The sequence below is a fragment of the Actinoplanes sp. NPDC021490 genome (assembly GCF_055562135.1).
In genome coordinates this window covers 517,570-531,198 of sequence record NZ_JBVHFW010000004.1, presented here as the reverse complement: position 1 = coordinate 531,198, position 13,629 = coordinate 517,570, and the positions used below count along the sequence as shown (strand labels likewise).

The 13,629-nt window shown below is 69.2% G+C and carries 18 protein-coding genes and 1 riboswitch; of the genes, 6 read left to right on the top strand and 12 right to left on the bottom strand.

Annotated features, from left to right (window positions below):
• Nucleotides 1-66: 66 nt before the first annotated feature.
• From rplT to ACZ3I4_RS14235, 6 genes are all read right to left on the bottom strand, one after another.
• Nucleotides 67-459 (bottom strand): 50S ribosomal protein L20, encoded by a 393-nt coding sequence (rplT, locus tag ACZ3I4_RS14260; RefSeq protein ID WP_465382318.1) that lies wholly within the window; start codon nucleotides 457-459, stop codon nucleotides 67-69.
• Between the two features lie 39 nt (nucleotides 460-498).
• Nucleotides 499-693, bottom strand: a complete 195-nt coding sequence (rpmI, locus tag ACZ3I4_RS14255) for a 50S ribosomal protein L35 (RefSeq protein ID WP_465382317.1) — start codon at nucleotides 691-693, stop codon at nucleotides 499-501.
• A gap of 70 nt (nucleotides 694-763) precedes the next feature.
• Nucleotides 764-1,384, bottom strand: a complete 621-nt coding sequence (gene infC / locus ACZ3I4_RS14250; RefSeq protein ID WP_465382440.1) for a translation initiation factor IF-3 — start codon at nucleotides 1,382-1,384, stop codon at nucleotides 764-766.
• Nucleotides 1,385-1,686: 302 nt separating this feature from the next.
• A complete protein-coding gene (locus ACZ3I4_RS14245; protein ID WP_465382316.1) occupies nucleotides 1,687-2,127 on the bottom strand; it encodes a PH domain-containing protein in 441 nt (146 codons plus the stop codon).
• Nucleotides 2,128-2,152: 25 nt separating this feature from the next.
• Entirely contained in the window at nucleotides 2,153-2,995 is an 843-nt protein-coding gene (gene hisG, locus ACZ3I4_RS14240) for an ATP phosphoribosyltransferase (RefSeq protein ID WP_465382315.1), read from the bottom strand.
• 47 nt (nucleotides 2,996-3,042) lie between these two features.
• Entirely contained in the window at nucleotides 3,043-3,306 is a 264-nt protein-coding gene (locus ACZ3I4_RS14235; protein ID WP_465382314.1) for a phosphoribosyl-ATP diphosphatase, read from the bottom strand.
• A 77-nt stretch (nucleotides 3,307-3,383) separates the two neighbouring features.
• Between ACZ3I4_RS14235 and ACZ3I4_RS14230 the strand changes: the two genes are divergently transcribed.
• The 5 genes from ACZ3I4_RS14230 to ACZ3I4_RS14210 all read left to right on the top strand — a co-directional run bounded on the left by ACZ3I4_RS14230 (nucleotide 3,384) and on the right by ACZ3I4_RS14210 (nucleotide 6,819).
• Nucleotides 3,384-4,256 carry an ABC transporter substrate-binding protein gene (locus tag ACZ3I4_RS14230; RefSeq protein WP_465382313.1) on the top strand — a complete coding sequence of 291 codons (873 nt, stop codon included), beginning with the start codon at nucleotides 3,384-3,386 and terminating at the stop codon, nucleotides 4,254-4,256.
• Complete coding sequence (locus ACZ3I4_RS14225; protein ID WP_465382312.1) at nucleotides 4,253-5,119, top strand: amino acid ABC transporter permease; 867 nt, start codon at nucleotides 4,253-4,255, stop codon at nucleotides 5,117-5,119. The genes ACZ3I4_RS14230 and ACZ3I4_RS14225 overlap by 4 nt, the downstream gene beginning before the upstream one ends.
• Nucleotides 5,119-5,859 (top strand): amino acid ABC transporter ATP-binding protein, encoded by a 741-nt coding sequence (locus ACZ3I4_RS14220; RefSeq protein ID WP_465382311.1) that lies wholly within the window; start codon nucleotides 5,119-5,121, stop codon nucleotides 5,857-5,859. The genes ACZ3I4_RS14225 and ACZ3I4_RS14220 overlap by 1 nt, the downstream gene beginning before the upstream one ends.
• Before the next feature lie 140 nt (nucleotides 5,860-5,999).
• Nucleotides 6,000-6,386 carry a hypothetical protein gene (locus ACZ3I4_RS14215; protein WP_465382310.1) on the top strand — a complete coding sequence of 129 codons (387 nt, stop codon included), beginning with the start codon at nucleotides 6,000-6,002 and terminating at the stop codon, nucleotides 6,384-6,386.
• 13 nt (nucleotides 6,387-6,399) lie between these two features.
• Nucleotides 6,400-6,819 (top strand): hypothetical protein, encoded by a 420-nt coding sequence (locus ACZ3I4_RS14210; RefSeq protein WP_465382309.1) that lies wholly within the window; start codon nucleotides 6,400-6,402, stop codon nucleotides 6,817-6,819.
• 1 nt (nucleotide 6,820) lies between these two features.
• Here the strand turns inward: ACZ3I4_RS14210 and ribH are convergent, their stop codons facing one another.
• From ribH to rpe, 6 genes are all read right to left on the bottom strand, one after another.
• Nucleotides 6,821-7,297 (bottom strand): 6,7-dimethyl-8-ribityllumazine synthase, encoded by a 477-nt coding sequence (gene ribH, locus ACZ3I4_RS14205; protein ID WP_465382308.1) that lies wholly within the window; start codon nucleotides 7,295-7,297, stop codon nucleotides 6,821-6,823.
• 46 nt (nucleotides 7,298-7,343) lie between these two features.
• The gene (locus ACZ3I4_RS14200) at nucleotides 7,344-8,549 is read right to left on the bottom strand and encodes a bifunctional 3,4-dihydroxy-2-butanone-4-phosphate synthase/GTP cyclohydrolase II (protein WP_465382307.1); all 1,206 of its coding nucleotides are present in this window, start codon (nucleotides 8,547-8,549) and stop codon (nucleotides 7,344-7,346) included.
• Nucleotides 8,542-9,141 (bottom strand): riboflavin synthase, encoded by a 600-nt coding sequence (locus tag ACZ3I4_RS14195; protein ID WP_465382306.1) that lies wholly within the window; start codon nucleotides 9,139-9,141, stop codon nucleotides 8,542-8,544. The genes ACZ3I4_RS14200 and ACZ3I4_RS14195 overlap by 8 nt, the downstream gene beginning before the upstream one ends.
• A 37-nt stretch (nucleotides 9,142-9,178) precedes the next feature.
• Nucleotides 9,179-10,234 (bottom strand): bifunctional diaminohydroxyphosphoribosylaminopyrimidine deaminase/5-amino-6-(5-phosphoribosylamino)uracil reductase RibD, encoded by a 1,056-nt coding sequence (ribD, locus tag ACZ3I4_RS14190; RefSeq protein ID WP_465382305.1) that lies wholly within the window; start codon nucleotides 10,232-10,234, stop codon nucleotides 9,179-9,181.
• 128 nt (nucleotides 10,235-10,362) lie between these two features.
• A riboswitch (FMN riboswitch) is annotated at nucleotides 10,363-10,539 on the bottom strand.
• A gap of 369 nt (nucleotides 10,540-10,908) precedes the next feature.
• On the bottom strand, nucleotides 10,909-11,916 hold the full coding sequence (locus ACZ3I4_RS14185; protein WP_465382304.1) for a GGDEF domain-containing response regulator: 1,008 nt from the start codon (nucleotides 11,914-11,916) through the stop codon (nucleotides 10,909-10,911).
• On the bottom strand, nucleotides 11,913-12,581 hold the full coding sequence (gene rpe / locus ACZ3I4_RS14180; RefSeq protein WP_465382303.1) for a ribulose-phosphate 3-epimerase: 669 nt from the start codon (nucleotides 12,579-12,581) through the stop codon (nucleotides 11,913-11,915). The genes ACZ3I4_RS14185 and rpe overlap by 4 nt, the downstream gene beginning before the upstream one ends.
• Before the next feature lie 145 nt (nucleotides 12,582-12,726).
• Here rpe and ACZ3I4_RS14175 point away from each other — a divergent pair, with 145 nt between their 5' ends.
• The gene (locus ACZ3I4_RS14175) at nucleotides 12,727-13,593 is read left to right on the top strand and encodes a septum formation family protein (protein WP_465382302.1); all 867 of its coding nucleotides are present in this window, start codon (nucleotides 12,727-12,729) and stop codon (nucleotides 13,591-13,593) included.
• Nucleotides 13,594-13,629 lie beyond the last annotated feature (36 nt).

Below are 13,629 nucleotides of genomic sequence, written 5' to 3'. Positions count from 1 at the left end.
ATTCTGTCTCGGAAAGCCAACAAGCGCCCCCCGAGACCGGGAGACGCCTGCTGAACGGGAACGTGCTTACGCCGCCTGGGCGGCTGCGCCACCCGTGCCCTCGGCCGCCACGGCGGCCTTGGCCACCTCGACGATCGCGGCGAAAGCAGCCGCGTCGTTCACCGCGAGGTCGGCCAGGATCTTGCGGTCGACCTCGATCTCGGCCAGCCGCAGCCCCTGGATCAGGCGGTTGTAGGTCAGGCCGTTGGCCCGGGCGCCCGCGTTGATGCGCGTGATCCACAGCTGGCGGAAGTCGCCCTTGCGGTCACGGCGGTCGCGGTACGCGTACTGCATCGAGTGCAGCACCTGCTCCTTGGCCTTGCGGTACAGGCGGGAGCGCTGACCGCGGTATCCGCTGGCGGTCTCCAGCAACGTGCGACGCTTCTTCTGGGCGTTTACTGCCCGCTTGACGCGTGCCATTTCGGTACTCCTAACAGGGGAACGTGTGTGGCGCGCGCGTCAGCGGCCCAGCAGCTTCTTAACTCGCGGGGTGTCAACCTTGTCGACCACGACCGTGCCGGTCATGCGACGGGTGACGTGCGAGGACTTGCCCTCGAGGAGGTGGCGCTTGCCGGCCTTCTCGCGGACGATCTTGCCCTTCCCGGTGACCTTCACCCGCTTGCCGGTGCCGGTGTGGGGCTTGAACTTAGGCACGTGGAGCCTCTTTCTGATCTTTCCGCACGTCAGGGGGCCCGTTGCGGCCCCCTACGTGCGGAAAAGCTGTCTACTCGGCAGTGGTTTCGGCGGCAGCAGGCGGTGCATCGACCGGTGCTTCGCCCTCGCGGGGCTCCCGGCCCGGCTTGGTCGCCACGGCTGCCACGGCCGCGGCCTTGGTCGCCCGGTGCGGTGCGAGCACCATGATCATGTTTCGGCCGTCCTGCTTCGGACTGGCTTCGACGAAACCGAGCTCCGAGATCTCTTCGCTGAGCCGGCGCAGGAGCCGGAAACCCAGCTCGGGGCGGCTCTGCTCGCGACCGCGGAACATGATCGTCACCTTGACCTTGTCGCCCGCCTTGAGGAACCGCACTACGTGACCCTTCTTGGTCTCGTAGTCGTGCGGGTCGATCTTCGGACGGAGCTTCATTTCCTTGATGACGGTCTGCTGCTGGTTGCGCCGTGCTTCGCGTGCCTTCAGTGCGCTCTCGTACTTGAACTTGCCGAAGTCCATGAGCTTGCACACCGGCGGCCGCGCCATGGGAGCAACCTCGACCAGGTCCAGATCGACGTCCGCGGCCAGCTGGAGAGCGCGCTCGAGCGGGACGATGCCCACCTGCTCACCCTCGGGGCCGACCAGTCGGACCTCACGTGCCCGGATCTGTTCGTTAACGCGTGGTTCGACGCTGATGGGGCCTCCTCAGAACGGTTACATATGCCAATGTCGGTCGGCCCCGGCGCCCCTGTGGTGCGGGTCGGGAAAGCAGAAGGCCCCGCCTGCTCTGAGAAAACTCAGCGCATGCCAGGGCCCGCTCGACCGGTCATCGGCGCCCATGAGGACGCTCCCCGAGCGCTGGAAATTCCCCAGCGCCCAGGTGACCGGACCCGGCCCTCAACGAAAAGGCGGCGGGTGGGAACCAGCGGGCTCCTCTTTCGCGCATGTCCCGAAGAACACGCGTGGTCGACGGCGTCTAGCTTATCAGGTAGTTGTTGTCACGCCTCAACCGCGGCCGAGTGCAGCTTTCGCAGGGTGCGCACACCCTCGACGGCGTAGTCCTTGTCGGCCGCCTGCAACGCGTGGATCGACACCTGTTCCTCGTCGTGCAGCTCGAGCTGGGCCCACGGCGAGTTCCGGTCGAAGCGCACCGCCCGCACCACCGACCACGGCAGCTCGTACCCGCCGACGACGTTGCGGATCTGGATCTTCTCGTCGTCGGCGATCACGCGCGGCCGCAGGAAGGCCAGGACGCCCAGGCCGATCAGGATGCCCAGGCCGATCATCGCGGTCTGGTCGCCCCGCTGGAACGAGCCCGAGTTGTCGAAGCCGGCCGAGCCCTTGAGCCCGAAGCTGAGGACGGTGAACAGCACGACCACGGCCACAGCGACGGGGATGGCCACCAGGCGGATCTTCTTGGGCCGATAAGTCACGCTCACGGCGTCGAGAGTACTCACCTTCACGTCACAGCCTGCAGTTCGAGATGTCGGTGACCAGGATGGCCCGGGCGCCCAGCTCGTAGAGCTCGTCCATGGTGCGGTGCATGCCGGCCCGCGGCACCATCGCCTGCACAGCCACCCAGCCCTCGCGGTGCAGCGGCGAGACGGTGGGCGACTCGATGCCCGGCGTCAGCGCGGTGGCCTGTTCGAGCAGGTCGGCGCGGACGTCGTAGGCGAGCATGACGTAACCCCGGGCCACGAGCACACCCTGCAGGCGCCGGAGGAGCTGCGAAGCGCCCGCGTGCTCGCGGTCGGTGCGCCCGATCAGGATGGCCGACGAGCGCAGCAGCGGCTCGCCGATCGTCACCAGGCCGGCCTGACGCAGGGTGGCGCCGGTCTCGACCACGTCGGCGATCAGGTCGGCCACGCCGAGGCGGACCGCGTTTTCCACCGCGCCGTCGAGCCGCACGACGTCGGCCTTGAGGTCGTGCTCGGCCAGGTAGCGCTCGACGACCCCGGGATAGGCGGTGGCGATGCGCTTGCCGCCGATCTCGTCGGCCGAGGTGAGCGAGCCGGACGGGACGGCCCAGCGGAACGTGGCGCCGCCGAAGTTGAGGTCGAGCATCTCGCTCGCCGGGACGCCGGAGTCGACGAGCAGATCACGGCCGGTGATGCCGAGATCGAGGTCGCCCGAGCCCACGTACGTGGCGATGTCGCGCGGGCGCAGATAGAAGAACTCGACGTTGTTGGCCTCGTCCCGGCAGATCAGATCCTTGGGATCGGTGCGCTGGCGGTAACCGGCGTCGCGCAGCATCTGCGACGCGGGCTGGGACAGGGTCCCCTTGTTGGGAATGGCGATGCGCAGCATGTCGGACGTGCTCCTTCTCTTACTAGCGGTGAGAGCGGGGTGGCACGTCACAGATGTCGATACACGTCCTCGAGGTCGAGCCCGGTCGCGATCATCAGGACCTGGGCCTGGTAGAGCAGCTGGGAGATCTCCTCGGCGGCCCGCTCGGGGCCCTCGTGCTCGGCGGCCATCCAGGATTCGGCCGCCTCTTCGACGACCTTCTTCCCGATGAAGTGGACTCCGCGCTCCAGTGCGGCGACGGTGCCGGAACCGGGGGTTCCCTCCGCCGCTTTCGCCTGAAGCTCGGCGAACAGCTCTTCGAACGTCTTCACGGCGGCCATTTTGCCAACTCGTCACGGGATGGCGACGAACGGCCCCAGCAGGTGAGACGTGTTCTAGGCTCCCGGACATGGTCAGCCGATTCACCCTTCTCTCCACCGGCGGCGCCGTCCTCGCGCTCGCCGCCCTCGTGGGCTGCTCGCCCGTCGAGGACAACACCGCCCCCACCGCGTCGGCCAGCGCCTCCGCGGACGTTTGCCCTGCTGGCAGCCTCACGACGAAGACCGCCGGCAAGTTGACGATCGGCACCGACAACCCGGCCTACGAGCCGTGGTACTCCGACAACGACCCCAAGAACGGCAAGGGGTTCGAATCGGCCGTCGCGTATCAGGTCGCCCAGCGTCTGGGATATTCGCCGGACAACGTGATCTGGACCTCTGTGACGTTCAACAACGCCATCGCCCCCGGTCCGAAGGCGTTCGACTTCGACATCAACCAGTTCTCGATCACCCCCGAACGGCGTAACGCGGTCGACTTCTCGTCGCCCTACTACCTCGTACGGCAGACGGTCATCACCACCAAGGGCTCGAAGATCGCCAATGCCAAGACGCTGGCCGATCTCAAGACGGCCAAGCTCGGCGCCCAGGTCGGCACGACGAGCTATCAGGCGGTCACCGAACTGATCAAGCCGAGCACCCAGCCGTCGGTGTTCAACAACAACGACGACGCCAAGGCCGCCCTGGTCAACGGCACCGTCGACGGCATCGTGGTGGACCTGCCGACCGCGTTCTACATGACCGCGGCCGAGCTCAAGGACGGCATCATCGTCGGCCAGCTGCCGCAGGTGGGCGTGCCCGAGCAGTTCGGCCTGGTGCTCGACAAGGGCTCGGCGCTGACCGGCTGCGTCAGCACCGCGGTCGACCAGCTGCGGCAGGACGGCACCCTGGCGGTGCTCGAGAAGACCTGGCTGGCCGGCTCGGGCGGGGCCCCCGAACTCCAGTGAGCCTCGACCCCTACCGGCCGAGCGACACCCAGCTGGGACGGATCGCGTACCGCCGCAAGCGGGCGATCCGTTCCACGCTGCTGGCCGCTCTCTCCACCGCCGTCGTCGGCGTGCTGCTCTATCTCGGTGTCACCGGCTCGCCGGGCTGGGATCGGGTCAAGACGTCGTTCCTCGACTGGGACATCGCCGTGAAGGCGCTGACCGGACGGGACAACTACCCGTCCATCCTCTCCGGGCTGTGGCTCAACGTCCGGCTGATGGTGATCTGCACCGCCTGCGCCCTCGCGCTCGGGCTGCTCATCGCGATCCTGCGCACCCTGCGCGGACCGGTCAGCTTCCCGGTGCGGGCGCTGGCGACGACGTACACATACTCGTTCCGCGGCCTGCCGCTGATCATCGTGATCTACCTGTTCGCGTTCGGCATCCCCGGTCTGCGGCTGCAGGGCACGCCGAGCGTCACCGTGCTGGGCGCGGCGGCCATCGTGGTCACCTACGGGGCGTACCTGGCCGAGGTGTTCCGGGCCGGCATCGAGTCCGTGCACCCCAGCCAGGTGGCGGCGGCCCGGTCGCTCGGGCTGAGCTACCGCCGCACGATGCGCCACGTGGTGCTGCCGCAGGCCATCCGGCGGGTCACGCCGCCGCTGCTCAACGACACCGTGGCCCTGCAGAAGGACGTCGGCCTGATCTCCCTGGCCGGGCCGATCGACGCCATCCGGGCCGCGCAGATCAACCAGGCCGGCACGGCCAACTTCACCCCGTACGTGGTGGCCGGTGTGCTCTTCGTGCTGCTGGCCCTGCCGCTGATCGGGATCACCGACTGGGTGACGCTGCGTGCCGCACGCCGCCAGAACGCGGGTAACTGATGGTGCTGAGCTGCACGGACGTCCGTAAGACGTTCGGTTCCAACGTCGTGCTCGACGGCCTCACGCTCGACGTGGACGAGCACGAGGTGGTCGCGCTGATCGGCGCCTCGGGTTCGGGCAAGTCGACCCTGCTGCGCTGCGTCAACCTGCTCACCGAGATCGACGACGGGGTGGTGCGGCTGGACGGCGAGGACATCACCGATCCGCGGGTCGACCCGGACGCCGTACGGCAGAAGATCGGTCTGGTCTTCCAGAGCTACAACCTGTTCCCGCACATGACCGTTCTCGACAACATCACCCTTGCTCCCGTACGGGTCCACAAGCGCTCTTCCGCCGAGGCTCGCGAGCAGGCCATGGAGTGGCTGTCCCGGGTCGGTCTGGCCGACAAGGCGGACAGCTATCCCGATCGCCTGTCCGGCGGGCAGCAGCAGCGCGTCGCGATCGTGCGGGCGCTGGTCAACAATCCCCGCCTGCTGCTGCTCGACGAGGTCACGTCGGCGCTCGACCCGGAACTGGTGGGCGAGGTGCTCACGATGATCCGCGACCTCAAGGGCGAGGGCATGACGATGGTGCTGGCCACGCACGAGATGGGGTTCGCCCGTCAGGTCGCCGATCGGGTCGCCTTCCTGGACAAGGGACGCGTCCTCGAGCAGGGCCCGCCCGAGCAGGTCCTCGGCGATCCGGTCGAGGCCCGTACGCGTCAGTTCCTGGCCCGGATCATCGAAGCCGGCCGCCTCTGACCGGAAAGGTCTAGCGCATCGAAGCCGGTGCATGACATGGTGCTACCGCGGGCACGGGGGTGAACCGCCGAATAACGGGGAGGCGGCCCTCTGCCCTGGAGAGGACCGCAATGCGCCGAATTCTGGCATTTTCTGGGCTCATGGCAGCCCTTGTCACCGGGTCTCTGCTGATCGCGCCGGCCGCCAACGCCGCCACCGGCCCGTCGTCCACCCGCATCGATTCCGTCGAACGTCGCCAGCAGGGCGAGCGGGTCCTGGTCAACCTCAGCTACAACTGCCCGGCCGGGGCGACCGTGCAGCTGGTCGTGACGGTCACCGCGGCCAACGGCACCCGCATCGCGCAGGGCACCCGGCAGAAGCGGGTCGACTGCGCGGGCGCGTGGACGGCCACCGAGGTGCGGGTCGACCGCGACCTGGCCGGTGCGATCTTCATCAGGGGCCAGGCCACCGCGCGTACGGTCCGCACGGTCTGCGACGACACGAGCTGCGAGACCATCCCGTACGACGAGTCGATCCGCATCAGCTGAGCAGGAGATGACCATGCGCCGACGCCTCGCCGTCGCTTCCGCCCTGTCCGCCCTCTCCTTCGCCACTTTCACCGCGGCGCCCGCCCAGGCCGCCGCCGAAGCCACGATCGACGTCATGTGGGCCGCCCGCGTGGCCCGCGGCGCCGCGGTCGACGTGTCGTACGGGATCACCTGCCCGGCCGGCTACAACGCGACCGTGACCGTCTCGCTCAACCAGGTCCGCCGGGACGGGCTGCGGGCGAGCGGCCTCGTCACCGAGGAACTGACCTGCGCCGGCACCGGCGTTCTGGAGATGGGCCGGGTCACCGCGTCCATCACCGGCGCGCCGTTCCAGGTCGGTAAGGCGACGCTGGTCCTCCTGGCGACCGGCTGCAACGACCAGGACTGCTTCGCCGTGCCGGTCAACCAGGAGATCGACGTCCAGAACTTCTGAGTCAGGGCTTGGAGATCTCGCGGAGGGCAAGGGCTGCGTCGAGCACGGCGACCGTGCTCTGCCAGCCCTTGTCCTCCACCGATTCCTCCAGGCCGGCGCGGTCCCGGGCCTGGCCCAGGCTCATCACCGTCAGCACGCCGTGCGCGACCGGGGTCTGCTCGTCGAGCGCCACCCGGGTCAGGCCCGCGGTCACCGCGTCGCAGACGTACTTGAAATGGTCGGTCTCGCCCTTGATCACCACGCCCAGCGCGACCACCGCGTCACACTTGCGGGCCAGCGCCTGGGCCACGACCGGCAGCTCGACCGAACCCGCCACCCGCACCACCACGACGTCCTCGACACCGCACTCCTGCGCCGCCGACCGCGCCCGCTCGATCATGTGATCGACCAGGTCGGAATGCCAGCGCGAGCCGACGATGCCGAGCCGAAGCCCGGCCGCGTCGACCGTCTCCAAATGCGGATCACCGAAGCCGGCCATGTGTCCCCCTCGTTTGGTTCATCCTCGCCCTCCGTGGCGGGAAAAATCAGCCCAATGCTTCGAACAGGTGCCCCATACGATCACGCTTGGTCCGCAGGTAGCGCACGTTCTCGGGATGCAGCCGCACGGGCAGCGCCTCGCGTCCGGTGATCGTCAGCCCGTACCCCTCCAGCCCGGCCCGCTTGGCCGGGTTGTTGGTGAGCAGCCGCATCGAGCGCACGCCCAGGTCGTACAGGATCTGCGCGCCCGTGCCGTAGTCGCGCGCGTCGGCCGGCAGCCCCAGCTCGAGGTTGGCGTCGACGGTGTCGAAACCGCGATCCTGCAGCTGGTAGGCCTGCAGCTTGTGAAGCAGGCCGATCCCCCGGCCCTCGTGCCCGCGCATGTAGAGCACGACGCCCCGGCCCGCCTCGGCCACCCGCTCGAGGGCGGCGTCGAGCTGCGGGCCGCAGTCGCAGCGCTGGGAGCCGAAGACGTCGCCGGTCAGGCACTCGGAATGGACCCGGACGAGCACGTCCTCGCCGTCGCCCAGCTCCCCGTAGACCAGCGCCACGTGCTCGCCGTCGTCGGTCCGGGACCGGTAGCCGACCGCGGTGAAGACGCCCTTCTCGGTCGGCATCCGGGTCTCGACCACCCGCTCGATCTGGGTCTCGCAGTGCCGCCGGTAGGCGATCAGCTCGGTGATGCTGATGAGCGTGAGGTCGTGCTCGATCGCGAACTTCTCGAGATCGGGGCGGCGCTGCATGGTGCCGTCGTCGTTGACCATCTCGCACAGCACGCCGGCCGGTCGCAGCCCGGCCATCACGGACAGGTCGATCGCGGCCTCGGTGTGGCCGGGGCGGCGCAGCACCCCGCCGGGCTTGGCGCGCAACGGAACGACGTGGCCGGGACGGGACAGATCCGACGGCCTGGTCTCGGCCGAGGCCAGCAGGCGGATGGTGCGGGCCCGGTCGGCGGCCGAGATGCCGGTGGCCACGCCCTCGCGGGCGTCGACGGTCACGGCGTACGCGGTGCCCCGGGCGTCCTGGTTCGTGTGGAACATCGGCGGGAGGTCGAGCCGGTCGGCCTCCTCCTCGGTGATCGGCACGCAGATGTAACCGGAGGTGTAGCGCACCATGAAGGCGACCAGCTCCGGGGTGGCCTTCTCGGCCGCGAAGATCAGATCACCCTCGTTCTCGCGGTCCTCGTTGTCGACCACGATCACCGCGCGACCGGCCGCGATGTCCGCGATCGCCCGCTCGACCTGCTCAAACATTGCGGCCTCCCAGCATCTTCTCCACGTACTTGGCGATCACGTCGACCTCGAGGTTCACCGGGTCGCCGGGCTGCTTGCTGCCGAGCACGGTCAGCTTGGAAGTGGTCGGGATCATCCCGACGCTGAACGTCTCGTCGTCGACGGCCATGACGGTCAGCGACACCCCGTCGACGGTGATCGAGCCCTTCTCGACCACGTACTTCGCGAGGGCGGCGGGCAGCGAGAACCGCACGACCTCCCAGTCGGCGGCGGGTTCACGCGAGACGATCCGCGCCACCCCGTCGACGTGGCCCTGCACCAGGTGACCGCCGAGGCGGCTGCCCAGCGCGGCCGCCCGCTCCAGGTTGACCTGGCTGCCCACCTCGAGCGCGCCCAGCGACGAGCGGCGCAACGTCTCGCCCATGACGTCGGCGGTGAAAACACCCTCGACGTTGTCGATCACGGTGAGACAGACACCGTTGACCGAGATCGAGTCGCCGTGCCGCGCGTCCGAGGTGACCAGCGGGCCCTTGATCTGCACGACCGCGGAGTCGTTGGTGGTGTCGGTCAGCCGTACGACCTCACCCAGTTCCTCGACGATGCCCGTGAACATCAGATCTCCCTCTGCCCGTGGCGGATCTCGATCAACATCAGCTCTCCTTTTGTCGGAGCGATGCGGTGAAGCGCAGGTCGGGACCGATCTGCGCGATGTCTTTGAGGTCGAGCTCGATGGCGTCGGCGATGGTGGCGACGCCCGCGTCGACCAGGGCCGCCCGGCCCGCGCCGAGCAGCTTCGGCGCCACGTAACCGATGACCTGGTCGACCAGGCCGCCTTCGAGGAACGCGCCGGCCAGCGTGGGGCCGCCCTCGAGCAGCACCGACCGGATGCCCCGGCCGAACAACGCGGCCAGCAGCGCGTTCAGGTCGACCCGGCCGTCCGGGCCGGAGCCGAGTTCGCGTTTGGTGGCGATCCAGGTGGGTGCGGCGGCGTCCCGCACTCGCGCTTTCCCCGGCGTACGCCCCTCCGAGTCGACGACCACCCGCAGCGGCTGCTTGATGGCGAGGGTGCCGTCCTTGAGGTCGCGCACGGTGAGCTGTGGGTCGTCGGCGATCACGGTCCCGACTCCGGCCACGATCGCGTCGACCGTGCTGCGCAGCACGTGCACATCCGACCGGGCCGGCGCCGAGGTGATCCACTGGCTGCTGCCGTCCCGCGCGGCCGAGCGGCCGTCCAGCGTGGCGGCGAACTTCCAGGTCACGTACGGGCGGCCGCGCCGAACGGCGGTCAGCCAGGCCACGTTGCCCTCGGACGCCTCCAGGCGCCGCACGCCGGTCTCGACCTGAACCCCCGCGGCGCGCAGGGTGACGGAACCCCCGGCGGCCACCGGCGTGGGATCGTCGACGGCGATCACCACCCGCCGGATGCCCGCGTTGATCAGAGCCTCACTGCAGGGGCCGGTGCGACCGGTGTGGTTACAAGGCTCCAGCGTGACGATCGCCGTGCCGCCCTGAGCGCGGTCCCCGGCCTGGGCCAGCGCGACGATCTCGGCGTGCGGCCCGCCCGCGTACGCGTGGAAGCCCTCGCCGACGACCTCGCCATCGGGATCGAGCAGGATGCAGCCGACCACCGGATTGGGACTGGTCGTGCCGAGGCCCCGGGCGGCCAGCGCGATCGCGCGGCGCATCGCCTCGTCCTCGGTCACCATCGCCGTCTCCCTCTCACACAACGCGGTCGAATCACGCGCTGTGCATGGGGAGAAAACGCCGGGAATCGGGCACAAGGGTACGCTTCGCGCACCCCGGTCACGAGCTGGTCAGCCCATGGTCCGATTCCGCGCGCTGTCTCCCATCCGGACTGTCTGACCAGACTGCCTGTCTGATCAACCGTCGGCCCTGGATTTTCACCAGGTCCACCGTCCGTCGTTGGTTGACGACGTCCGGGTCGCGGGCTTACCGATCGTCAGATCGGATCACCGCCGGTTCGGAATTTCACCGAGTCCCGCCAGCGCGTGGTGGGTCACCCCCGAGTTTGACACGACAACCAGTTTTTGCCACCCCACTGGCGAGGCATCTCACACAACATCGGATCCCACGACACTGACCAGCACAAACCGCGCCCGGGCCGACCGGCTGCGGCCACGCCGATCCGCGGACGGAGCTGGGCGGCTCCGATCCGCGGACGGAGCTGGGTGACACCGATCCGCGGACGGAGCTGGGTGACACCGATCCGCGGACGGAGCTGGGCCGGGCCGATCCGCGGGGGCGTGGGCGTCGCCGATCTGCGGATGGCGCTCGGGCCGCGCCGATCCGCGGGCGCCTGAGTCACGGCCGATGCGCGGATGGCCTGGGCCCGGCGTCCCCTCCTTGCGCTCGCGGGTCGTCAGGCCTCTTCGCCCTCGGCGCGGCGGCGGTCGATCGCCACGTAGGAACCGGGCTGCGACTTGGCGACCTTCTTCATCTCGGAGGCCACCGCGATCACCACCCGCGGGTCGGTGAAGCGGCGCCCGTCCACCGTCGCCTGGGCCACGCCGATCGACAGCGTCACGAGGGCGGCGCGGTTCTTGTTGCCCCGGCGGTCGGGCACCTCGATGTAGCCCCGCTCGGCATCACGGGCGTCATACAGCTGGTCGGCCGCCTGCTCGAAGTCGGTGACGGTCAGCTTGGTCAGCGGCAGCACCTGATCCGGCGTGCAGATGAACACGAAGTCGTCGCCGCCGATGTGCCCCAGGAAGATCGAGGGCGGGCCGACGGTGGTGACCGCGCGATGCAGGCTGCGGGCGAGAGCCGTGATGAACTCGTCGCCCCGGTCGAACCCGTACACGTCGTTGACGCTCTTGAACCGGTCGACGTCGATGTAGCCCACCGAGTATTCGCCGCCGATCTTCATCCGGTCGGCGATCTCGCGGCGCACCCGCGCGTTGCCGGGCAGCCCGGTCAGCGGCGACACCTCGCGGAACTCCTTGTTGCGCCGCAGCGTCGAGGCCACCCGCGCGATCAGTTCCGCCGTGTCGAACGGCTTGACCAGATAGTCGTCGACGCCGGCGGTCAGCCCGACCACCTTGTCGACCGTCATGCTCTTGGCCGTCAGCATGATCACGGGAAGGGCCGAGGTCAGCGGCTCGGCGCGCAGCCGGCGGGTCAGCTCGACGCCGTCCATGCGCGGCATCATCCAGTCGACCACGGCCAGGTCGGGCCGGTTGTTCTGCATGAGATCGAGCGCGTCCTGCCCGTCGCGAGCGCGAATGACCTCATACCCGTGGACCTTGAGGTTGAACTCGACGAAGCTGGCGATGTCCTGATCGTCGTCGACCACCAGGATCAGATCGGGGCGGTCCTCGGGCTCGGGACCGAGCTCCTCCGGCTTGGGATCAGCGACCCCTGTGCTCATCCGACTCCTCCCGCGAGGGCGCGTAGCTTGCGAATGGCCTCGGCCGGATCCTGCGCCCCGTAAACCGCCGTGCCGGCCACGAAGGCGTCGGCGCCCGCCTCGGCCGCCTGCTCAATTGTGTCCGCTGCGATGCCGCCGTCCACCTCGAGCCGCACCTCGAGATCGCCGGCACTGATGCGGCGGCGCACGTCGCGCACCTTGCCCAGCGTCTCGGGCAGGAATTTCTGCCCGCCGAAACCCGCCTTAATCGTCATGATCAGCACGGTGTCCACATGGGGCAGCAGGTCGAGATAGGGCTCGACCGGGGTGTCACGGTCGATCGCCAGCCCGGCCTTGGCGCCCGCCGCACGCAGGGTTTTCGCCAGCGCGATCGGGTCGTCGGTGGCCTCGGCGTGGAAGGTGACGTTGTAGGCCCCGGCCTCGGCGTAACCCGGCGCCCACCGCTCGGGATCGGTGATCATCAGGTGCACGTCGAACGGGATGCTCGTCGCCTTGCGCAGACTCTGCACAACCGGGAGCCCGATTGTCAGATTGGGCACGAAGTGGTTGTCCATGACATCGACATGCACCCAATCGGCCGCGCCCTCGATGGCGCGCACCTCGTCGGCGAGACGGGCGAAATCGGCGGCCAGGATGCTGGGGGCGATGATCAGTGATGGCTCCACGGGACGAAGTCTATGGCCTTCGCGAGCCTCGTTCTTCCCGCCTGTGGATAACCGGGCGGGCCTCGTCCCGGCTGTGGACAACCCCGGCCGGAGTCTCGATAACCGATAGAGTGACGACCCTTGACCGCTCGGGTGGGAGAACAGCATGCGACGGTGGGCCGGGGCCCTCCTGCTGGTTTTTGTCCTGGCCGGGTGTGCCGACCTGCCCGAGGGCGTCGACGGCGACCTCACCAGCGGCTGGCCGGCGATGCCCGCGGCCCGGCAGTTCAAGCCGGTCGTCGGCTGCCATCCCGACGTCGTCGAGGAAGGCACGCTCGAGAACTGGTCGCCGGTCGCCTGCGGCGGGCCGCACCTGACCGAGACGGCGGCGATCGCCGAGCTGGCGGATGCCTCGCCGGGCAGCAGCGGCTCGGCCTATCGGGGCCGGGCGTTCCGCGAGTGCTCCAAGAGGGTCACCAGGTTCCTCGGCGGCGACTGGCGCACCGGCTGGCTGGTGCTGCAGCCCGTGCTGCCGAGCCGGCCGGCGTGGCAGGGCGGCGCCCGGTGGTATCGCTGCGACCTGGTCGAGACGTCACCCGTGGCCGGCGACCTGGTGCGCCGGTCGGGCAGCCTCCAGGGTGCCCTGGACGGGGCCGGCAAGATGCGGATGACCTGCGCAAACCCCAAGGTCGCGGGCGAGCGCGTCTCCGAGATGCACCCGGTGGCTTGTTCGGCCCGGCACACCTCGGAGTTCGCCGGCCTGTTCGAGAGCAAGCGCCCGGCCGTGGCCGAGGTGACCTCGGACGAGATGGAGAAGGGCTGCCACACGGCGATCGCCAAGTTCGCCGGCATCCCGGACGACGGGACCGTGCGCAATCGGGTCGGCTGGCTCGGTTTCCCGCCGGACGAGACGTCCTGGAAGCTGGGCGACCGCGCGGTCCGCTGCTTCCTGTGGCTCAACGGCGAGCAGATGACCGGCACCTACCGAAATGCCGGCACCCGCAAGCTGAAAATCCACTACATCTACCGCTAGCCCGCCGCGTGGGCCCGTGTCTCGCCGCGCCGGCTC